Annotated in this window: 23 protein-coding genes and 1 tRNA gene; 15 read left to right on the top strand and 9 right to left on the bottom strand. The window is 67.3% G+C overall.

The window, feature by feature from the left end; genetic code table 11:
* The first annotated feature begins 40 nt into the window (after positions 1-40).
* Positions 41-1,162, top strand: a complete 1,122-nt coding sequence (locus tag RLN94_RS15185; protein WP_350129898.1) for a beta-ketoacyl-ACP synthase III — start codon at positions 41-43, stop codon at positions 1,160-1,162.
* Positions 1,163-1,175: 13 nt separating this feature from the next.
* Here RLN94_RS15185 and RLN94_RS15180 read toward each other — a convergent pair whose 3' ends face one another.
* Both RLN94_RS15180 and RLN94_RS15175 read right to left on the bottom strand, forming a co-directional pair.
* Complete coding sequence (locus RLN94_RS15180; protein WP_350129901.1) at positions 1,176-1,430, bottom strand: hypothetical protein; 255 nt, start codon at positions 1,428-1,430, stop codon at positions 1,176-1,178.
* Between the two features lie 53 nt (positions 1,431-1,483).
* Positions 1,484-2,068 carry a thymidine kinase gene (locus tag RLN94_RS15175; RefSeq protein ID WP_350129925.1) on the bottom strand — a complete coding sequence of 195 codons (585 nt, stop codon included), beginning with the start codon at positions 2,066-2,068 and terminating at the stop codon, positions 1,484-1,486.
* 87 nt (positions 2,069-2,155) lie between these two features.
* On the opposite strand from RLN94_RS15175, the gene RLN94_RS15170 reads away from it, so the two are divergent.
* The 11 genes from RLN94_RS15170 to RLN94_RS15120 all read left to right on the top strand — a co-directional run bounded on the left by RLN94_RS15170 (position 2,156) and on the right by RLN94_RS15120 (position 12,544).
* The gene (locus tag RLN94_RS15170) at positions 2,156-2,503 is read left to right on the top strand and encodes a RidA family protein (protein ID WP_350129904.1); all 348 of its coding nucleotides are present in this window, start codon (positions 2,156-2,158) and stop codon (positions 2,501-2,503) included.
* A 5-nt stretch (positions 2,504-2,508) separates the two neighbouring features.
* Positions 2,509-3,387, top strand: a complete 879-nt coding sequence (locus tag RLN94_RS15165) for a dimethylarginine dimethylaminohydrolase family protein (protein ID WP_350158631.1) — start codon at positions 2,509-2,511, stop codon at positions 3,385-3,387.
* Positions 3,388-3,455: 68 nt separating this feature from the next.
* Positions 3,456-4,802 carry a 3-phosphoshikimate 1-carboxyvinyltransferase gene (gene aroA / locus RLN94_RS15160; protein ID WP_350129910.1) on the top strand — a complete coding sequence of 449 codons (1,347 nt, stop codon included), beginning with the start codon at positions 3,456-3,458 and terminating at the stop codon, positions 4,800-4,802.
* Between the two features lie 217 nt (positions 4,803-5,019).
* The gene (locus RLN94_RS15155) at positions 5,020-7,065 is read left to right on the top strand and encodes an ASKHA domain-containing protein (protein ID WP_350129913.1); all 2,046 of its coding nucleotides are present in this window, start codon (positions 5,020-5,022) and stop codon (positions 7,063-7,065) included.
* Between the two features lie 447 nt (positions 7,066-7,512).
* Positions 7,513-7,586 (top strand) — tRNA-Gly (locus RLN94_RS15150).
* An 87-nt stretch (positions 7,587-7,673) separates the two neighbouring features.
* Positions 7,674-8,282 carry a (d)CMP kinase gene (locus RLN94_RS15145; RefSeq protein ID WP_350129916.1) on the top strand — a complete coding sequence of 203 codons (609 nt, stop codon included), beginning with the start codon at positions 7,674-7,676 and terminating at the stop codon, positions 8,280-8,282.
* Between the two features lie 233 nt (positions 8,283-8,515).
* Positions 8,516-10,201, top strand: a complete 1,686-nt coding sequence (rpsA, locus tag RLN94_RS15140) for a 30S ribosomal protein S1 (RefSeq protein WP_350159086.1) — start codon at positions 8,516-8,518, stop codon at positions 10,199-10,201.
* 384 nt (positions 10,202-10,585) lie between these two features.
* Positions 10,586-10,870, top strand: a complete 285-nt coding sequence (gene ihfB / locus RLN94_RS15135; protein ID WP_057817845.1) for an integration host factor subunit beta — start codon at positions 10,586-10,588, stop codon at positions 10,868-10,870.
* Entirely contained in the window at positions 10,870-11,220 is a 351-nt protein-coding gene (locus RLN94_RS15130) for a lipopolysaccharide assembly protein LapA domain-containing protein (RefSeq protein ID WP_350127485.1), read from the top strand. The genes ihfB and RLN94_RS15130 overlap by 1 nt, the downstream gene beginning before the upstream one ends.
* A gap of 9 nt (positions 11,221-11,229) precedes the next feature.
* Positions 11,230-11,874, top strand: a complete 645-nt coding sequence (locus RLN94_RS15125; protein WP_350124441.1) for a phosphoribosylanthranilate isomerase — start codon at positions 11,230-11,232, stop codon at positions 11,872-11,874.
* A 46-nt stretch (positions 11,875-11,920) separates the two neighbouring features.
* The gene (locus tag RLN94_RS15120; RefSeq protein WP_350124444.1) at positions 11,921-12,544 is read left to right on the top strand and encodes a class I SAM-dependent DNA methyltransferase; all 624 of its coding nucleotides are present in this window, start codon (positions 11,921-11,923) and stop codon (positions 12,542-12,544) included.
* 19 nt (positions 12,545-12,563) lie between these two features.
* On the opposite strand, the gene RLN94_RS15115 is transcribed toward RLN94_RS15120, so the two are convergent.
* The gene (locus RLN94_RS15115) at positions 12,564-14,390 is read right to left on the bottom strand and encodes a hypothetical protein (protein WP_350124447.1); all 1,827 of its coding nucleotides are present in this window, start codon (positions 14,388-14,390) and stop codon (positions 12,564-12,566) included.
* Positions 14,391-14,556: 166 nt separating this feature from the next.
* On the opposite strand from RLN94_RS15115, the gene RLN94_RS15110 reads away from it, so the two are divergent.
* The 3 genes from RLN94_RS15110 (at position 14,557) to trpB (ending at position 17,346) form a co-directional block, all read left to right on the top strand.
* Positions 14,557-15,579: a glycosyltransferase family 2 protein gene (locus RLN94_RS15110; protein WP_350124450.1), complete on the top strand. Its 1,023-nt coding sequence runs from the start codon at positions 14,557-14,559 to the stop codon at positions 15,577-15,579.
* 1 nt (position 15,580) lies between these two features.
* The gene (locus RLN94_RS15105) at positions 15,581-15,979 is read left to right on the top strand and encodes a GtrA family protein (protein WP_350124452.1); all 399 of its coding nucleotides are present in this window, start codon (positions 15,581-15,583) and stop codon (positions 15,977-15,979) included.
* Between the two features lie 137 nt (positions 15,980-16,116).
* Complete coding sequence (gene trpB / locus RLN94_RS15100; RefSeq protein ID WP_350124455.1) at positions 16,117-17,346, top strand: tryptophan synthase subunit beta; 1,230 nt, start codon at positions 16,117-16,119, stop codon at positions 17,344-17,346.
* A gap of 25 nt (positions 17,347-17,371) precedes the next feature.
* On the opposite strand, the gene RLN94_RS15095 is transcribed toward trpB, so the two are convergent.
* The 6 genes from RLN94_RS15095 to hmuQ form a co-directional block, all read right to left on the bottom strand.
* Positions 17,372-17,920: a hypothetical protein gene (locus tag RLN94_RS15095; protein ID WP_350124458.1), complete on the bottom strand. Its 549-nt coding sequence runs from the start codon at positions 17,918-17,920 to the stop codon at positions 17,372-17,374.
* Positions 17,917-18,138, bottom strand: coding sequence for a hypothetical protein (locus RLN94_RS15090; protein WP_350124461.1), 222 nt, complete (start codon positions 18,136-18,138; stop codon positions 17,917-17,919). Before RLN94_RS15090 ends, RLN94_RS15095 begins: the two co-directional genes overlap by 4 nt.
* Complete coding sequence (locus RLN94_RS15085; protein ID WP_350124464.1) at positions 18,123-18,632, bottom strand: hypothetical protein; 510 nt, start codon at positions 18,630-18,632, stop codon at positions 18,123-18,125. The genes RLN94_RS15090 and RLN94_RS15085 overlap by 16 nt, the downstream gene beginning before the upstream one ends.
* Before the next feature lie 277 nt (positions 18,633-18,909).
* Positions 18,910-19,512, bottom strand: coding sequence for a hypothetical protein (locus RLN94_RS15080; protein WP_350124467.1), 603 nt, complete (start codon positions 19,510-19,512; stop codon positions 18,910-18,912).
* A gap of 92 nt (positions 19,513-19,604) precedes the next feature.
* Positions 19,605-19,979 (bottom strand): DUF2237 family protein, encoded by a 375-nt coding sequence (locus RLN94_RS15075; RefSeq protein ID WP_350124470.1) that lies wholly within the window; start codon positions 19,977-19,979, stop codon positions 19,605-19,607.
* 76 nt (positions 19,980-20,055) lie between these two features.
* On the bottom strand, positions 20,056-20,376 hold the full coding sequence (gene hmuQ / locus RLN94_RS15070; RefSeq protein ID WP_350124473.1) for a heme-degrading protein HmuQ: 321 nt from the start codon (positions 20,374-20,376) through the stop codon (positions 20,056-20,058).
* Positions 20,377-20,484 lie beyond the last annotated feature (108 nt).

The raw sequence follows: 20,484 nt of genomic DNA, 5'->3' as shown, positions 1-20,484 counted from the left end.
TCCTACGTTGATCTGGGCGGCACACCTGATGAGAGCCACAATGTTCAAACCTGCCATCACGGGCACCGGGGTCTTCACCCCCGACCAGACCATCACCAACGCCGAACTGGTCGACGCCTTCAACGCCTATGCCGACAAGTTCAACGCCGAGAATGCCGAGGCGATCTCGGCGGGCGAGGTCGAGCCAAAGCCGCCATCCTCCACCGGCTTCATCTTCTCGGCCTCCGGCATCGAACAGCGCTACGTGATGGACAAGACCGGCATCCTCGACCCCGACGTGATGCACCCCCACCTCCGCCCCCGCTCGAACGAGGAGCCGGGGATCATGGCCGAAATGGCGCTCGACGCCTGCGGCAAGGCGCTGGCCCAATCGGGCCGCACGGCGGAGGAGGTCGACCTCATCATTTGCGCCGCCTCCAACCACGAGCGGCCCTATCCGGCCATCGCCATCGAGATCCAGCAACTCCTCGGCGCCGGCGGCTTCGCCTTCGACATGAACGTCGCCTGCTCCTCGGCCACCTTCGGCATCCAGGCGGCCGCCGACATGATCCGCGCCGGTTCCGTCCGTTGCGCCATCGTCGTCAGCCCGGAAATCTGCTCCGGCCACCTCGAATGGCGCGACCGCGACTGTCACTTCATCTTCGGCGATGTCTGCACCGCCATGGTGCTGGAACGTGCCGAAGACGCGAAAGGCCCCCATTTCCTCGTCCATTCCACCCGCTGCGCCACGCAATTCTCCAACAACATCCGCAACAACAACGGCTTCCTCCGCCGCACCCGCGAGGGGCACATGGAGGACCGCCGCGACATGCTCTTCGTTCAGGAGGGGCGCAAGGTGTTCAAGGAGGTGCTGCCGCTGGTTTCGAAACACATCGCCGACCATATGGCCGAGGAGGGCGTCGCCGCCGACCAGCTAAAACGCCTCTGGCTGCACCAGGCCAACAAGACGATGAACGATTTCATCGGCAAGAAGGTCATGGGCCGCACGCCCGACCCGGAAGAACAGCCCAACATCCTGCAGGACTACGCCAACACCTCCTCGGCGGGCTCGATCATCGCGTTTTCGAAATATTCCGACGACCTCCAGCCCGGCGATGCCGGGCTGATCTGCTCCTTCGGGGCAGGGTACTCGGTCGGCTCGGTCCTGGTCGAGCGGGCCTGAGCCAACCCCGGGCTTAAATCTCCGGCGCCTTCGGATCGGGCAGGATCCCGTCCGACTGCCGCGGCTTGCGGTGGTTGAAGCTCGGGTCGTCCCGCTTGATGGCGCGCGAGATCCAGAACCCCAGCGGATAGGCGGTGACCAGGCCGATCACCCCGCAGACAAGGAAAGCCCAGAAGGAATAATATCCCAGCGTGAACGCCCCGATCAACGCGGCCCCTGCGACACAGGCACCGGCCAGAACGGCAAGATAGATGGCCAGACGGTCCATGACGGTTCTCCTTTCACGCAAAACCAACGTGCAAGGGCCACCACCGGTTCCCGCTAACCCCGGTCGCCCACCGCCTCGCGCCAATGCCGGCGGCACAGGCTCACATAGGTCTCGTTCCCCCCGATCTGCACCTGCTCGCCCTCGGTCAGCACCCGTCCCCCGGCATCCTGCCGCGCCACCATCGTCGCCTTCTTCCCGCAATGACATATCGTGCGCACCTCGCGCATCTCGTCGGCCAGCGCCAGAAGCGCGGCCGAGCCCGGAAACAGCTCCCCCCGGAAATCCACCCGCAAGCCATAGCACATCACCGGCACGCCAAGGTCGTCCACCGCCCGGGCCAGCTGCCACACCTGGGGCTTGGTCAGGAACTGCGCCTCGTCGATGAAGGCACAGGCCACAGGCCCCTCGTCCAGCCGCGCGCGCAACGTCTCGAACAGGTCCGTCTCCGGCCCGAACACCGCCGCCCGCTGGCCGATCCCGATGCGCGAGGCGATGGTCGCCTCGCCCGCCCGGTCATCCACCCGCGCGGTCATCAGGAACGTCCCCATCCCCCGCTCCTGGTAGTTATGCGCCGCCTGCAGAAGCAGCGTTGACTTGCCCGCGTTCATCGTCGAGTAGTGGAAATAGAGCTTGGCCATGCCCCGCCTTATGCCGATCGCGCGGCCGGATGCAATCGCCAACTCGGCCCTCCGCCACCCGGCCCAGATACCGAAGAAGGAACCCCCATGTCCGACATCACCCGCCACCACACCGGCCAGCGCATGAGCCAGATCGTCACCCATAACGGCACCATCTACCTGGCCGGGCAGGTCGGCGAAAAGGGCGACAGCGTCGCCGACCAGACCCGCTCCTGCCTCTCCAAGGTCGAGAAACTGCTGGCCGAGGCCGGCTCCAACACCACCCGCATCCTGCAATGCACGATCTGGCTCGCCGACATGGCCGATTTCGCCGAGATGAACGAGGTCTGGGATGCCTGGATCCCCGAGGGTCATGCCCCCGCCCGCGCCTGCGGCGAGGCAAAGCTCGCCCACCCCGAGCTCAAGGTCGAGTTCCTGATCACCGCGGCAGGCTGAGGCGCTTGCGGCATTTCCACATCGCGGATGAATTTGCGCCCCTTCGCCACGTGGTGATGGGGCGCGGTGCCGGCTATCACCGCGACGGCGCCCGCGTCGAGGTGGTGAACGAAACCCACCGGCACACGCTCGCCCGGCACGGCCATCCCACCGAAGCGCAGGTCGTGGCCGAGTTCACCACCTTCCGCACCGCGCTGGAAGGGTCGGGCGTCACCGTCCACATCCCCGACCTCGCCCCGGAAACCGTGCAGGATCAGACCTGCCCCCGCGACATCGGCTTCGTCATCGGCGACACCTTCGTCACCGCCGCCATGCGCAACGCCAGCCGGACCGAGGAGATCCGCGGGCTCGACCGCCTCCTCGCCAGCTTCACCGGCCCCCGCCTTTCCGTGCCCGGCGGCCTCACCCTCGAAGGCGGCGACGTGATCGTCGCCGGCCCCGACATCTTCGTGGGCGTCGGCCAGCGCAGCGACCCCGAAGGCGCGGCCTTCCTGCGCCGGGAATTCGGCGACATCTACTCCGTCCACCCGGTCCCCACCCGGCCCCTGTCGCAGGGCGAAGACGTGCTCCACCTCGATTGCGCCTTCCAGCCGCTGGGCCTCGGCCACGCCCTCATCTACCCTGCCGGGCTCGACACCATCCCCGCCGCCATGCGCCACCACTATGACTGGATCGAGGTCACCCGGGACGAGGCCGCCGCCCTCTCCACCAACGTCCTCTCCCTCGCCCCCGATCACCTGGTCGCCCGCGACCACCCGGCCTGCGCCCGCGTCAACGCCGCCCTCCGCGCCGCCGGCTACCGGGTCGACGAGCTTCCCTTTAACGCCGTCCCCTCCACCGGCGGCGCCTTCCGCTGCGCCACGCTGCCGCTCGCCCGCGGCTGAACACGGATTTACCCCACCCGATGCTTGCGCTATCAGGCAGGCCGACCCGTTCACGAAAGGCACAGCCCATGTCCGGCCACGGCACCCCTACACCGATGACCTCCCACGCCTCCACCGGCCTTTCGGGCGAAGCCGCCATCCCCGGCGACAAGTCGATCTCCCACCGTTCCCTCATCCTCGGCGCGCTGGCGGTGGGGGAGACCACCATCACCGGCCTTCTCGAAGGCGAAGACGTGCTCGACACCGCCAAGGCCATGCGTGCCATGGGGGCCGAGATCACCCGCGACGGTGACGGCACATGGCATGTCCACGGCGTCGGCACCGGTGGCTTCGCCGAGCCCGACCAGGTCATCGACTGCGGCAATTCCGGCACCGGCGTGCGGCTGATCATGGGCGCCATGGCCACCTCGCCGATCACTGCCACCTTCACCGGCGATGCCAGCCTCAACAAGCGCCCCATGGCCCGCGTCACCGACCCGCTCGCCCTCTTCGGGGCACAGGCCGTCGGCCGCTCCGGCGGCCGCCTGCCCATGACCATCGTCGGCGCGCGCGCGCCCCTTCCGGTGCGCTACGAGGTGCCCGTGCCCTCGGCACAGGTGAAATCCGCCGTGCTGCTCGCCGGCCTCAATGCGCCGGGCGAAACCGTGGTCATCGAACGCGAGGCCACCCGCGACCATTCCGAACGCATGCTCGCCGGCTTCGGCGCCACCATCGCGACCGAGGTCACCAACGAGGGCCGCATCATCACCCTGCAAGGCCAGCCCGAACTCAAACCCCAGACCATCGCCGTCCCGCGCGACCCCAGCTCCGCGGCCTTCCCGGTCTGCGCCGCACTGATCACCGAGGGCTCCGACATCCTCGTGCCCAATATCGGCCTCAACCCCACCCGCGCCGGCCTCTTCACCACCCTGCGCGAGATGGGCGCCGATCTCACCTACGAGAACCAGCGCGAGGAAGGCGGCGAGCCCGTGGCCGACCTCCGCGCCCGTTTCTCGCCCAACCTCAAGGGCATCTCCGTCCCCCCCGACCGCGCCGCCAGCATGATCGACGAATACCCGGTCCTGTCGGTCGTCGCCGCCTTCGCCCAAGGCACCACCGAAATGCGCGGCGTCAAGGAACTCCGCGTCAAGGAAAGCGACCGGATCGACGCCATGGCCACCGGCCTGCGCGCCTGCGGCATCACCGTGGACGAGGGCGAAGACTGGTGGACGGTCACCGGCCTCGGCCACGGCAACGTCCCCGGCGGCGCCACCTGCGCAAGCCATCTCGACCACCGCATCGCCATGTCCTTCCTCATCCTCGGCCTCGCCACGCAGAAACCGGTCAGCATCGACGACGGCGCCCCCATCGCCACCTCCTTTCCGGTGTTCGAGCCGCTGATGACCACGCTCGGCGCAAATATCCGCCGCGACTGAGGCCCATCACCACCCCACGCTTCTTCTGGCCAGAAATATCCCGGGGGAGGCGTTGAAATCCCAAAGGATTTCAACGTCGGGGGCTGGCCCCCATACCCCGTCGCCCCCCCCCGATGACGCCCCCGGACAAGATTCTGCCGGTTGCAGCCTTCCCCCGCAAAACGAACCGTCTATGGTGCGCCACAAACTCACCTTTCGCCACAAGGCCCGCACCGCAATGACCACCGATCCCCTCGTCGTCTTCACCCCCTCCGGCAAGCGCGGCCGGTTCCCCGCGGGCACCCCGGTCCTGACCGCCGCCCGGCAGCTGGGCGTCGATCTCGACTCGGTTTGCGGCGGCCGCGGCATCTGCTCCAAATGCCAGATCACGCCGGGCTATGGCGAATTCTCCAAGCACGGCATCGCCGTGGCCGACGACGCCCTTTCCGAATGGAACAAGGTCGAGGAGCGCTACGACCAGAAGCGCGGGTTGAAAGCCGGCCGCCGCCTCGGCTGCCAGGCCCAGATCCTGCGCGACGTGGTGATCGACGTGCCCCCCGAAAGCCAGGTACACAAGCAGGTCGTGCGCAAGGCCGCCTCCGCCCGCGTGATCGAGATGGACCCGGCCACCCGCCTCTACCTCGTCGACGTGGAAGAGCCGGACATGCACGAGCCCACCGGCGATCTCGAACGCCTCGCCCGCGCCCTGAAAAAGGAATGGGGGATCGAGGCCATTCGTGCCGACGTCACCCTCCTGTCCAAGCTTCAGCCCGTCCTGCGCAAGGGCAAGTTCCAGGTCACGGTCGCGCTCCACAAATCCCATCAGGATGACGTGGCCCGCGTGCTCGACATCTGGCCGGGCCTCCACGAGCACGGCCTCTACGGCCTCGCCATCGACCTCGGTTCCACCACCATCGCCGCCCACCTGACCGACCTCGTGACGGGCGAGGTCAAGGCAAGCTCCGGCATCATGAACCCCCAGATCCGCTTCGGCGAAGACCTGATGAGCCGCGTCTCCTATTCCATGATGAACCCCGGCGGCGACAAGGAAATGACCAAGGCGGTGCGCGACGCCATCAACACGCTCGCCGGCGAGATTGCCAGGGAAGCGGAAATAGAGCCGCATCTCATCTTCGAGACGGTCTTCGTCTGCAACCCGGTCATGCACCACCTGCTCCTCGGCATCGACCCGGTCGAGTTGGGGCAGGCGCCCTTCGCGCTCGCCACCTCCGACAGCATGACGCTCGAGGCCCGCGACCTCGACCTCACCGTCATCAACCCCCGCGCCCGGACCTATATCCTGCCCTGCATCGCCGGCCACGTGGGCGCCGACTGTGCCGCCGTGGCGCTCTCGGAAGAGCCCGGCAGATCCGAAGACCTCGCGCTCATCGTCGACGTCGGCACCAATGCCGAGATCCTCCTGGGCGACAAGACCCGCGTGCTCGCCTGCTCCTCCCCCACCGGCCCGGCCTTCGAGGGCGCGCAGATCTCCTCCGGCCAGCGCGCCGCGCCGGGCGCCATCGAGGCGATCCGCATCGACCCCGAAACCAAGGAACCCCGCTTCCGCGTCATCGGCTGCGACAAGTGGTCGGACGAGGACGGCTTCGCCGAGGAAACCGCCGTCACCGGCATCACCGGCATCTGCGGCTCGGGCATCATCGAGGCGGTGGCGGAACTGCGCATGGCCGGGCTGATGGACGAGTCGGGCCTGATCGGCTCCGCCGCCATGACCGGCACCGAACGCTCCGTCCCCGAAGGCCGCACCCATTCCTACCTGATCCACGACGCCACCGCCGAGGGCGGCCCGCGCATCACCGTCACGCAAGGCGACATCCGCGCCATCCAGCTTGCCAAGTCGGCGCTCTATGCCGGCGCCCGCCTGCTGATGGACCAGCGCGGCGTCGACAAGGTCGACCGCGTGGTGCTCGCCGGGGCCTTCGGCGCGCATATCTCGCCGAAACACGCCATGGTCCTCGGCATGATCCCCGATGTGCCGCTCGACAAGGTCACCTCCGCCGGCAACGCCGCCGGCACCGGCGCGCGTATCGCGCTCTGCAACATCGGCGCCCGGGCCGAGATCGAGCGCGTCGTCCGCCAGATCACCAAGGTCGAAACCGCCATCGAACCGAAGTTCCAGGATCACTTCGTCGCGGCCAACGCCATCCCCCACAAGACCGACCCGTTCCCCGAGCTGAAAAAGATCGCCCCCTTGCCCCAGGTCAGCTTCAACCTCGGCGGCGGCGATGCCGGCGGGGAAGGCCGCCGACGCCGGCGGCGGGGGTAGGGGCCTTTCGGCTATCCCGCGCGAAACAGCAGCGCGCCCTTGGGCGCGCTGCCGCGCATCGGCGTGCCGCCCCCCGGCACGGCGATTTTGCAGAAGGCAGTGCATCGTCGCTATGTCCCCCTGACTTGGCAGCCATAAACTGCCCACCACCCCCGTCGGATCGCCGCACCGCGGCCCGCCGATGCGCGGCGCAACACTACCGCACGCCCCCTTAACCCGGCCCCTTTCGGAAAAAAACACCGACAAAATACCGACGTTATACCGACGCGATACCGACACCGGATTTCCGCCGTTAATCAGCCCCTTAACGGTGATTCTCGCCGGAAAGCCGGTACGCCCCGTTTCCCTTGCCCGTTAACCCTTGCCGAAACCCTCACGCAACGGCCCTGCGCAATCCGAAACCCCTTGACCGCACCCCGGCGATTTCATACCTGTCCATCCTGCAAAGCGGGTATGGTGAAAAGGTATCACGCGAGCTTCCCAAGCTTAAGTTACGGGTTCGATTCCCGTTACCCGCTCCAGCACTCCCCCTGACATCTCCCATCCAACGGCTTGAGCCCCGGCGCGTGATCTTCTACCACTTCGGGACTCGGACAAGGGGCAGGGCGATGGCGTTCACTGTGGCAATCGACGGGCCGGCCGCGGCCGGCAAGGGCACGATCTCCAAGGCGGTGGCCGCGCATTTCGGCTTCGCGCATCTCGACACCGGCCTGCTCTACCGGGCCACCGGCCGCCGCACGCTCGACGGCACCGACCCGGTGACGGCCGCCGAACAGCTTCAGGCCGCCGACCTCGAAGCGGGTGACCTGCGCACGCCCGACGTGGCCCAGGCCGCCAGCCGTGTCGCCGCCATCCCCGAAGTGCGCCGCGCCCTGGTGGATTTCCAGCGCGCCTTCGCCCGGCGCGAGGGCGGCGCGGTGCTCGACGGGCGCGATATCGGCACCGTGATCTGCCCCGACGCACAGGTGAAGCTCTTCGTCACCGCCACGGATGACATCCGCGCCGAACGGCGCCTTAAGGAATTGCTGGGGACTGGTCACGATACCGATTACGACAGCGTCCTGGCCGACCTGCGCACCCGCGACGCCCGCGACAGCGCCCGCGCCGCCGCCCCGCTGAAACCGGCCGAAGACGCGGTGACGCTGGATACCTCCGAGATGGATATCGACGCCGCCGTCGCCGCCGCGATCACCATCGTTAAGGAAGCGTTAACCTGAGCCCCCCGCACGGGCGCGCCCGCGGTTACCCCTTGATTCCCTCCGCCGCCACCTCTATAGAGCGCGGTGTCGACAAGGCGGGCAACGCCGCAAATGATAAGAAGAGGTCGAGCAGGGTCGGGAACACCGGCCCTCTTTCGTTTGCAGCCCGCTGACCAACGAACCCACCCAAGACCGGCGGAGACAACCGCGCGGCCGGAAAAATCGAAGACGTAAAAGGAACCGAACGCCACATGGCTCAAAACACATCGATGGAGGAATTCGAAGCCCTCCTCAATGAAAGCTTCGAAATGGACACCCCCGAAGAGGGCTCTGTCGTCAAAGGCAAGGTGATCGCGATCGAAGCGGGCCAGGCCATCGTCGACGTCGGCTACAAGATGGAAGGCCGCGTTGACCTGAAAGAATTCGCAAATCCCGGTGAAACGCCCGAAATCTCCGTCGGAGACGAGGTCGAGGTCTATCTCCGCGCGGCCGAGAACGCCCGCGGCGAAGCGGTCGTCAGCCGCGAGATGGCCCGCCGCGAGGAAGCCTGGGATCGCCTGGAAAAAGCCTATGCCGACGACGCCCGCGTCGAAGGCGCGATCTTCGGCCGCGTCAAGGGCGGCTTCACCGTCGATCTCGGCGGCGCCGTGGCCTTCCTGCCCGGCAGCCAGGTCGACGTGCGCCCCGTGCGCGATGCTGGCCCGCTGATGGGCCTCAAGCAGCCCTTCCAGATCCTCAAGATGGATCGCCGCCGCGGCAACATCGTCGTCTCGCGCCGCGCCATCCTCGAGGAAAGCCGCGCCGAACAGCGCGCCGAGGTCATCGGCAAGCTCTCCGAGGGCGATGCCGTCGACGGCGTGGTCAAGAACATCACCGAATACGGCGCCTTCGTCGATCTCGGCGGTGTCGACGGCCTGCTGCACGTCACCGACATGGCCTGGCGCCGCGTCAACCACCCCTCCGAGATCCTGTCGATCGGCGAGACCGTCAAGGTTCAGGTCATCAAGATCAACAAGGAAACCCACCGCATCAGCCTCGGCATGAAACAGCTGCAGGAAGATCCGTGGGATATGGTGGCTGCCAAGTACCCGCTGGAATCGGTCCATACCGGCCGCGTGACCAACATCACCGACTACGGCGCGTTCGTCGAGCTGGAGCCGGGTGTAGAAGGTCTAGTCCACGTCTCGGAAATGTCCTGGACCAAGAAGAACGTGCATCCCGGCAAGATTGTCTCGACCAGCCAAGAGGTCGAGGTCATGGTGCTCGAGATCGACCAGGCGAAACGCCGCGTGTCGCTCGGCCTCAAGCAGACCATGCGCAACCCCTGGGAAGTCTTCGCGGAAACCCACCCCGAAGGCACCGAGGTCGAGGGCGAGGTCAAGAACATCACCGAATTCGGTCTCTTCATCGGCCTGCCGGGCGAGATCGACGGGATGGTCCACCTCTCCGACCTCAGCTGGGACGAGCGTGGCGAAGACGCCATCCAGAACTACCGCAAGGGCGATGTCGTCAAGGCCGTGGTCTCAGAAGTCGATGTCGAGAAGGAGCGTATCTCGCTCTCGATCAAGGCCCTGGGCGGCGACAAGTTCGCCGAGGCCGTGGGCGGCGTGAAGCGCGGCTCGATCATCACGGTCGAGGTCACCTCGATCGAGGATGGCGGCATCGAGGTGGAATACGAAGGCATGAAATCCTTCATCCGCCGCTCCGATCTGTCGCGTGACCGCTCCGAACAGCGCCCCGAGCGTTTCTCGGTCGGTAACAAGGTCGACGTGCGCGTCACCAACATCGACAGCAAGACCCGCCGCCTTGGCCTCTCGATTAAGGCGCGCGAGATCGCCGAAGAGAAGGAAGCGGTCGAACAGTATGGCAGCTCCGACTCGGGCGCCTCGCTGGGCGACATCCTCGGCGCCGCGCTGAAGGGCGACGACGACAAGTAATCCCGTCTTCCGCAAGGAGGATGGTCAGGCGGCCCCGTCAGGTTCTGGCGGGGCCGCTTTCCGTTCTGGGGGGGCAACCTGTACGCCGCCGTACCATCCGCCGGGTCGGCCAAGCGGTTTGCCAAACATGGCAAAAATGGGGCGCCCCGGGCCGGGTTTTCTCAACCGAATCAATGGTTTTTTCCGCGCGCCTTCTCTGCGGCGCGGCATGTCGCTTCCGGGCGAAATGTCGTTTCCGGGCCGAAAATCCATGCATTGGCCCCCCGAAACGGCGGAATTCTTCCCAAAGGATGCGTGTGAGACTATTCCGATTTTTCCGATTTCTATCTATAGTTTACCAAAATCAGGACTGCGCAAGCCAAGCCAAGCCCGGGGAGACTGCCGATGATCCGATCGGAATTGATTCAGAAGATTGCCGACGAGAACCCGCATTTATACCAGCGCGATGTCGAGCGCATCGTGAACACGATCTTCAACGAAATCACCGATGCGATGGCACAGGGCAACCGGGTCGAATTGCGCGGCTTCGGCGCCTTCTCGGTGAAGAAGCGCGAGTCGCGCACCGGCCGCAATCCGCGCACCGGCGAGTCGGTGCATGTCGAGGAAAAGCACGTGCCGTTCTTCAAGACCGGCAAGCTGCTGCGTGACCGCCTGAACGGGAAGGCCTGATGCGATACATCCGCTACGCCTCGATCGCGATCTTCGCGATCGCCCTGATCCTCATTGCGCTCGCCAACCGCGAGGTGGTGACGGTCCAGGTGCTGCCGACCGAACTGGCCCATCTTGCCGCGCTGAACCCGGCCTATGACATGCCGCTCTTCCTCGTCATGTTCGGCGGGGTGCTGGCCGGCCTGATCATCGGCTTCATCTGGGAATGGATCCGCGAGGCCGGCGAACGCGCCGCCGCCGCCCGCCAGGCGCGCGAGATGGAGCGGCTCAAGGCCGAGGTCCGGCGCCTCAAGGGCGAACGCCACCAGGGCAAGGACGAAGTGCTGGCACTTCTGGACGAAGCCAGCTAAGACGCTGGCATGCCGTCAGACACCAGGGTCAAGATTTGCGGGCTCACCGACCCCGCCGACATTCCCGCCGCGATCGTGGCGGGGGCGTCCTATCTCGGCTTCAACTTCTTCCCGAAATCCCCCCGCTACATCGACCTCGAGGCCGCGGCCTTCATGGCCGCCTCGGTGCCCGTGGGCGTGGGCAAGGTTGGGCTCACCGTCGATGCCGATGACACCACGCTTGACCTCCTGACCCAATCGGTCCCGCTCGATTTCCTGCAGCTTCACGGCAAGGAAACCCCGGCCCGCGTGGCCGAGGTCAAGGCCCGCTACGGCCTGCCGGTGATCAAGGTGGTGGGCATTTCCGGCCCCGAGGACGTGACCCAGATCGACTTCTACGGCAAGGTCGCCGACCAGATCCTCGTCGATGCCAAGCCGCCGAAAGGGGCCGACCGGCCCGGCGGCAACGCCGTGGCCTTCGACTGGAAGCTGATCGCCGGCCGCCGCTGGCCCGTGCCGTGGATGCTGGCCGGCGGTCTGACCCCCGAAAACGTGGCCGAGGCCATCCGGCTCACCGGCGCGCGGCAGGTCGATGTCGCCTCGGGCGTGGAAAGCGCGCCCGGCGTCAAGGATGCCGAGCGCATGCGCGCCTTCATCGACAACGCCCGCGCCTGAGCGCGCGCCTCGGCCGTCGACCCTGAAAGCCAAGGAGGAACTGCGAATGAAAAGCGAGGATCTCGATGGCGTCTATGGCGCCAAGTCCCCCGATGAGGCCCGCACGCTCTACGACGACTGGTCGGGCAGCTACGACGCCGACAACCTGGCCAAGGGCTTCCGCCTGCCGGCCCTCGGCGCGGGGCTTCTGGCCAGCCATGTCGGCCGCACCAGGGGGCCGATCCTCGACGCCGGCTGCGGCACCGGGCTGGTGGGCGAGACGCTGATGGTCATGGGCTACATGCATGTCTTCGGCTGCGACATCTCCAAGGACATGATGGCGCGGGCCAACGAAACCGGCGCCTATTCCGGCTTCGAGCAGGCCGACATGGGCGAAAGCCTGCCCTATGCCGACGATCATTTCGCGGGCTTCGTCTGCGTCGGCTCCTTCGGGCCGGGCCACGCCCCGCCCTCGACCCTGACCCATCTCGCCCGCGTCACCCGCCCCGGCGGCTACGGCGTCTTCAACCTGCTCGAACATTCCTATGTCGATCAGGGCTTTCCGCCGGTGATGGAGAAGCTCACCGCCGACGGCGTGTGGGAGGTGGCACAGGTCACGCCACCCTTCCGCCCCTTCATGCTGGGCGAGCCCGACCTCTATTCCCGCGCCTACGTGGTGAAGATGCTCTGATCGGGCGCGCGGGGCAGGGTCAGCCTGCCTCGACTTCGTTCACCTTGAGAAGGATCAGCGCCGGGTCCGGCCCCTCGACCGGTTCGAGCCCCTGCGCCTCGCCTGTCCGCGCCAGTTCGGTGGCAAAGGACGTCCCGTCCCCATATTGCGCATCCCGGCACAGCAGCAGGTAATCCGCCCCGGTCTGCGACAGGGCGCTGCGCAAGGCCGTCTCGTCCCCGTCGAAGGGCAGGGCGCCATTGGCCACCGCCTCGGCGCTGCGATGATAGGGGCCCGCAAGCGCCGTGTGATCGGTCAGCAGAAGCAGGACCGGGCCGAAATTGCTGGAGGTCAGGACAAGCCCGGGCGGGGCCGCATCAAGGCTTCGGACAAGATCGGCGGTGCGGCAGTCGCTCGCATCCGCGCTGCCCGCAGCCGTCGGGGAGGCATCGCCAGTCGCCGGGACCGACGGGGCCGCCTGCGACCTGATCAGCGTGAACAGCGTCGGCGACAGCAGCGTCAGCGCCACGGTCAGCGCCAGCGCCACCGCCGTCCCGGCCCGCACCCCGCCGCCCTCGCGCCGCGGCAGAAGCGCGGCGATGGCATAGCCCATCAGGAACGGCACCGCCGCCGCCCCCATCAGCACCAGCCGAATCTGGAACAGGCAGGCCACCACCCCCAGCCAGCCGAAGGCCAGCAGGATGGCGACCCGCCCCGTGGTCTGCGCCGTGTCGCGCTTCGTCATGGCCCGGACACCCCAGACCAGCGTCGCGATCACCACCGCCGCCGCCGCCGGGAAGGTGAAGCGGAACGCCATCTCGTCCCCGGCCAGAAGCGGCGGCAGGGCCGGGCGCGCCTCGGTGATCCGGGTCGATATGAGGGCCTGCACCTCCGCCGGCAGGTCGCCGTAGGGCCCGCCGAAACAGGGCGCGATCAGCGGGTAGACCACCGCCAGCCCGATCGCTGTGACCCCCAGCACCGCGACGATCCGCAAGCCAAGGCTCCCCATCCAGCCCGAGATCAACGCGGCCGCGATACAGATCAGCGCACCCACCCCGGCCAGTGCCAGGAAGGGCGGCGACAGCTCGTCGCATTTCGGCAACGGCCATTCCACCGGCGGCGTCTGCCCCGCGAAGAGCAGCGCCGCCCCCACCGACAGCGCCAGCGCGAAGACCACCAGTTGCCAGCCCTTGCCCGGCTGCCGCAGCACCGTCTGCACCAGCAGCACCACGCCCGCCAGCGCCAGCGTCACCAGCATCTCCAGCCCCACCGCCAGCGACATCGCCGCCGCCAGCCCCCCGGCCAGCCCCAGCCGGACCGGCCGCCCGGGCACCAGCAGCGTGATCAGCACCACGCAGGTCAGCAGGATCTGCACGTTGTGATGGTCGATCCGCGCCGGCCCGAAATAGGTCAGCCCCGTCGGCGGCCAGAGGGCGAGGGCGATCATGCTCACGATCGCCGCCTGCGTGCCGAACACGCGCCGCGCCGCAAACCCCGTGGCCAGCAGCAGCAACAGGAACAGCAGCGTCGGCCACGCCACCAGCGCGAACGCCTCGGCCTGTGCCACCGGCACCACCTGCGCCGCCGTCCAGACCAACGCGGCAATCGGCGCATCCACATAGCGCGACCAGTGCAGGTCAAGCCCGGCGGGCGGCAGCATCCGGTATTGCGTCATGTCGTACCACGCCTGACCGTCCAGCAGGGCGCGCACCGACAGGAACCGCATGATGTCGTCATTGTCCGACACGGCCAGCGTGTCGATGGGCGGGGCGGGCGCAAGCACCGCCTTCATCACCATCATCGCCATGGTCAGCACCAGTATCGTGATGAAAAGCCGCGTCTCCCGGCCGGTCTCGTCTGCCGTCATTTGCCCTGCCCCGCTGGCGCCTCTCGGGGCGCTCTGATCGCCGGTTTCGCCCGACGTGACGTGATTGATCCCTTCAATTGCCGTAATTTTGCCAGCTTGAACCTGTCATATCCATTGAAAAATCAGGCCGGAGACCGCTCCGGCGCAGAAAGTTAGGGCCAAGCGGATGTCGATCATCTTTCCCGACCGGTTCAGCAAGGAACGCACCCACCCCGGCGCCGCGCCGCTTCGGGTGGCGGTGCTGATCCCCTGCTACAACGAGGCGGCCGCCATCGGGCAGGTCGTGCGCGACTTCCGCGCGGCGCTGCCCGAGGCGGAGGTCTTCGTTTACGACAACAATTCCTCCGACGACACCGCGGCCATCGCCCGGCAGGCCGGCGCCATCGTCCGCACCGAGCCGCGGCAGGGCAAGGGCTACGTGGTGCGCCGCATGTTCGCCGATGTCGAGGCGGACGTGTTCGTCATGGTCGACGGCGACGACACCTACGATGCGGCGGCGGCACGGTTCATGGTCGACAAGATGCTCGAGGACGGGCTCGACATCGTCAACGGCGTCCGCGTGGCGCGCAGCGGCACCGCCTACCGGCCCGGCCACGCCTTTGGCAACCGGATGCTGTCGGGGCTGGTGCGCTCGATCTTCGGGCGGGGGGCCACCGACATGCTGTCGGGCTACCGGGTGTTCTCGCGCCGGTTCGTCAAGACCTTCCCGATGATGTCGCGCGGCTTCGAGATCGAGACCGAGCTGACCATCCACGCGCTGGAACTGCAGATGCCGGCGGGCGAGGTGCGCTGCAACTTCAAGGACCGCCCCGATGGCAGCGAAAGCAAGCTGAACAGCATCCGCGACGGGGTGCGCATCCTCTTCACCATCACCAAGCTTCTGAAGCAGGAACGGCCTTTGCCGGTCTTCCTGGCGACGGCCTGCCTTCTGGCGATGGCCTCGCTCGGCCTCGCGGCGCCGGTCATTTCCGAGTATCTCGCCACCGGCCTCGTGCCCCGGCTGCCGACGGCAGTGCTGTCGGCCAGCGTGATGATCCTCGCCTTCCTGATGGGGGCCGTGGGGCTGATCCTAGACACGGTGACACGCGGGCGGCAGGAGCTGAAGCGGATGCATTACCTGTCCGTGCCCGGTGTGCTGAGCGAGATGAAGACGGCCCAGCCCTCCGGCCCCCGCAGCCTGAGCAACTGATATGGCGGCCACGGGCCAGCAATTCCTGCGCTTTGCCGCGGTGGGCGGCATCGGCTTCGTGGTCGATGCCGTGGCGCTGTACCTGCTCGTCGAAACGGGCGGCGCGCCGCTGCTGATGCGGCTTTTCAGCTTCGCGCTGGCCGTGTCGGTCACCTGGGCGCTGAACCGCGCCTGGACCTTCGGCAGGACCGGGCGCACACCTCGCACGGAATATGCCGCCTATGTCTCGGTCCAGACCGTGGGCGTGGCGATCAACTATGCCGTCTACGCGCTTGTCCTGTCGATGCTGTCGCCCTCGCCTTCCCATGCCGTCTTTGCGCTGGCCTGCGGCTCGGCCGTGGCGCTGGTGGGCAACTTCATCGGCGCCCGCACCCTGGTCTATCGCGACGCGCGCGGCTGACGCGCCCCAGGCTTTCACTTTTCCAGAAATACTCAATTCCACCGCTGCGGCGAAAGACCCCGGTGCGGCAGGAATCCTCTGGAAAAACCCGCCCGCGTCCCATATTCAAGCGCGGTGAGACAAGGGAAGACCAAGCGATGAACGAGCTTTTCAACTCCTTCATGACCGGGCCCGACGAAAAGGGCCGGTTCGGGCAATTCGGCGGGCGCTTCGTGTCGGAAACGCTGATGCCGCTGATCCTCGAACTGGAAGAGCAGTATGAGAAGGCCAAGACCGATCAGTCGTTCTGGGACGAGATGAACGATCTCTGGACGCATTACGTGGGCCGCCCCAGCCCGCTCTATTACGCGGCCGGCCTGACCGAGCATCTGGGCGGGGCGAAGATCTATCTCAAGCGCGATGAACTGAACCACACCGGCGCGCACAAGATCAACAACGTGCTGGGGCAGATACTGCTGGCGCGGCGCATGGGCAAGACCCGGATCATCGCCGAGACGGGCGCCGGCCAGCATGGCGTGGCGACCGCGACGGTCTGTGCCAAGTTCGGGCTGAAATGCGTGGTCTACATGGGCGCGCATGATGTCGAGCGGCAGCGGCCCAACGTGTTCCGGATGAAGCTGCTGGGTGCCGAGGTGGTGCCGGTGACGTCCGGCCGGGGCACGCTGAAGGACGCGATGAACGACGCGCTCCGCGACTGGGTGACCAACGTGCGCGACACGTTCTACTGCATCGGCACGGTGGCGGGGCCGCACCCCTATCCGGCGATGGTCCGCGACTTCCAGTCGATCATCGGCAAGGAAGCCAAGGAACAGATGATGGCCGCCGAGGGGCGCCTGCCCGACACGATCATCGCCGCGATCGGCGGCGGGTCGAACGCGATGGGGCTGTTCTATCCGTTCCTCGACGACAAGGAGGTGCGGATCATCGGGGTCGAGGCCGGCGGCAAGGGCGTGAACGAGAAGATGGAGCATTGCGCCAGCCTGACCGGCGGGCGGCCCGGCGTGCTGCATGGCAACCGGACCTACCTGTTGCAGGACGAGGACGGGCAGATCCTCGAAGGCTACTCGATCTCGGCGGGGCTGGATTATCCCGGCATCGGGCCGGAGCATAGCTGGCTGCATGACAGCGGCCGGGCCGAATACGTGGCGATCACCGATGTCGAGGCGCTGGAGGCGTTCCAGCTGTCCTGCGAAAAGGAAGGCATCATCCCGGCGCTGGAGCCCTGTCACGCGCTGGCGCATGTGATGAAGATCGCGCCGGAGCTGCCCGCCGATCACATCATCTGCATGAACATGTGCGGGCGGGGCGACAAGGACATCTTCACCGTCGCCAAGCATCTCGGCTTCGGGATGGACGAGGGCGACTGAGCCAGTCTCGGCCGGCCTGCCGCTTTCAGATCGCCCGGCCCGGCCTGCTTTCCGGGCCGGGCGATGAGCCGACGACCCGGAGGGACGGTGGGCTGCCGGCGGTTCGTTGAGGCCCGGCCGGTCCGGCCGGGAAGCGGCGGGCGAAGGAGAGGCCGGCGCGGATGACATCCGGGTCCATCCGGCCTTCGGTCAGCACCTCGACCGTATCGCGGGCGGGTGGCGTGTCGTCCCGGCGCATGTGATGCAGCATTTCCAGAACCAGCCGCTCGTCCTCGGTCACGCTGTCGCGGGCGTCGAGGCAGAGCGGATCCTGAAAGGTCAGCCCGCCCGGCCGGGCCGAGAGCAGCGCGCGGACGACGCGCAGTAGGGCCTGCGCCGCGGCAAGCCCGATACTGTCGCCCCAGCGCTCGGCGGCGGTGGTGTAGGCGAATTGCCATGCCTGAAGCTCGGGCGAGGCGAAGCTGGTCAGGAAGTGGCGCAGGACCGGCAGCAGCCCGGCCTCGAACGTGTCGAAGCGGCACTGGCTGAGCGGCAGGACCGGTGCTTCGGCGGTTTGCAGGGCGGGGGGTGTCATGCCTTCTTCCTTTCCGGCAAGGGGCTGCGGTCGACCAGCCGCGTGACGTTGGCGGGCAGGGGGCCGGCCATGGCGGCGGGTCGGGGCGGGGCGGCCGCGGCGCGGGAGGGGTAGCGCAGGTCGGCCTCGATCGCCGCGCGCAGCCTGGGGTTCAGCCCACAGCCGAAGCGCCGTGCCGTGGCGTCCATTGCCAGCAGGTCGGTCAATGTCCGGTCCATGCCCGTGTCTTCCTTTTATGCCTGTCAGGGGGTGGCAGGAGGTCGGCGAGGCGCGCCAGCCCGTCCAGCACCGTCTCGTCCGGGTTGCCCTCGCAAAGCAGCATCACCTCGACATGCGCGGCGCTTCTGCGGCCGCGGCGGAGGGCGGCCAGCGCGGCGACGAGGCGGCGTTCATGCTCGGTGATCAGGCGGGCGCAGCCGGGGCAGTCGGGGTTGCTGAAATAGAAGGTCGAGCGGCGGCTCTGGCGGATTTCGCGCAGGAGGTCGGACATGGCCCAGGCAACGGCGAGGCCGTGGTCGGCGCCGAAACTGCCCGCGACCCGTTCGATGGCGTTCTGGCGGTCGTCGGCGTCGGGGTTGGCGAGGAGCTGGAAGAACCGCCGGGCCAGGGCGAGGCAGTCACGCTCGGACCGGTCGAGCCGGGCGGAGGCGAGGGGGATGTCGCCGTTCTCGGGTTGGGGCGCGCGGCAGCCGCGGTGGCGTCGGGCGGTCATGAGGGGGCTGTGCGGGGCGGGGGACAGGGCATGGCAGCGTGCTTTCGTCCGGGGATCGGTCAGGGGGGTGCCGGGCGGGACGCGAAGGCCATGTGGCTGGGCTGACAGTTATCTGACAAAAATACTCGGAAAAGGCAAGGGTAAATTTTCTGTAAAGGCCGGGGTGTTTTCCGGCGCGCGGCCGAATCCGGTGGGTTGCGGGCAGGGCAGCCGGTGGTGGACGCGATCCTGCCCCGTGCCTTACTCTCGAAACCCTAAGCGACCGCGCGCCGCCCGCTCAGGCCGCCTGCTGCGCCGCATTGCGGGCGATCCGGCGGCAGCGCCAGCGCGACAGGCGGCGGGTCTGCATCCTTGTGGGATCCAGCCGGAGGTTGTTGTTGTCGTCACACACGACGCTGTAGGTCTTGCAGGCCCCGGCGGTGGTGTGGGTGGCGCCGAAGACCACGAACTCGATCTCCTTGATCTTTTCCAGATCCTCTGACGCGTCCGACAGGCCGGCCCGGTGGAAGATCTCGCGCAAGTCGCCCAGAGAGCGGTAGGCCCCGGCCTGAAGCGGACCCTGCAACGTGCCGTTCAGGGCATCGCTGAGCTCTTCCCGGCTGTATTCCTGACGCTCGGTGATGAAGGCCCGCGTTGTCTTGTCGTCGGTCCGGACCTTCATCAGGATATCGCGCAGGTAGACCGGTTCGTTGCCGAGGTTCGTCACGAGGACATGGGCGTTCAGCCCGTCGCCCGCCCCCCGGTTGATGCTGAGCCACGCGCGCTTGTTCCGCCGGATGCCACCGACGAGTATCTGCAGGTAGACCAGCCAGATCACCGCCGTGACGACAGACGCGATTGCCTGAACGGAACTGGAGTTCTCGGAGAGCCAATTGAACATCGGTACCACCTTCCTTGACGCATTGCGCCGGTGCGCTGCCGGCGTGCGGCATCAACGCGGCAAGGGCGGAAAGGTTCGGGTTCAGACGGAAATCAGCTCGGGTCGTGCTGTTTGAGGATGTCGAGCGGCACGATGTCGAGGGCGCGCTCATGCGTCGCCTCGAGCCGGACCTGCGGTGCGCAGCCCTCGTCATGGGCCTGCAGGAAGCGCGCGGCGCAGAGGCACCACTGGTCGCCCGGCTTGAGCCCGGCAAAGCCGAACTCGGGGCGCGGGGTGCTGAGGTCGTTGCCGACATACTTGGAATAAGCGAGGAACTCGGCGGTCATCAGGGCACAGACCGTGTGGCTGCCGTGATCCTCGGAACAGGTGTTGCAATGGCCGTCGCGGAAGAAGCCGGTCACCGGATCGTCCGAGCAATGGGCCAGTTCGCCGCCGAGCACGTTGACGGAGGGGTCTTTCTCGATCATCGACAGTTCCTTTCGCCGGCAAAGCCTAGCGTATTCGCGCGGCGTGACAAGCCGCGCGACGCGGGCCCTGTACGTGTCAGCCCTCGTGCAGGACCGTCTCGAACCCTTCGAATTGCGGCGGGCCCATCAGGGCGTCCTTGGTCGAGGACTGGCCGGCGTTCCTGTGGGCCTCGCGGAAGGCATCCGACTTGGTCCAGGCCTCGAAATCCGCGCGGGTGGCCCAGATCACGTGGCTGGAATAAAGGCGATAGCCCTTGCCCTCGGGGCCCTTCAGCAGGCGGAACTCCTTGAAGCCCGGCACCTCCTTCAGGCGGCTTTCGCGGGAGCGCCAGACCTCCTCGAAATCGGCCTCGGCGCCGGCGCGCACCTTGAAGCGGTTCATTGCGATGAAACTCATGTCGTGCCCCTTTTTCGTGGCTTGGACGGTTCGTCAGGTGGCTGGCGAAGGCGGGCTGGCGTCTCGGGGGTCATGTAACAGCAGGCCGGGCGGCGGGGCAAGCCGGGG

The sequence above is a fragment of the Roseovarius sp. genome (assembly GCF_040223625.1).
GTDB lineage: Bacteria > Pseudomonadota > Alphaproteobacteria > Rhodobacterales > Rhodobacteraceae > Roseovarius.
Note: the sequence above shows the minus strand (reverse complement) of the source record. Positions and strands in the feature narration are given on the sequence as shown.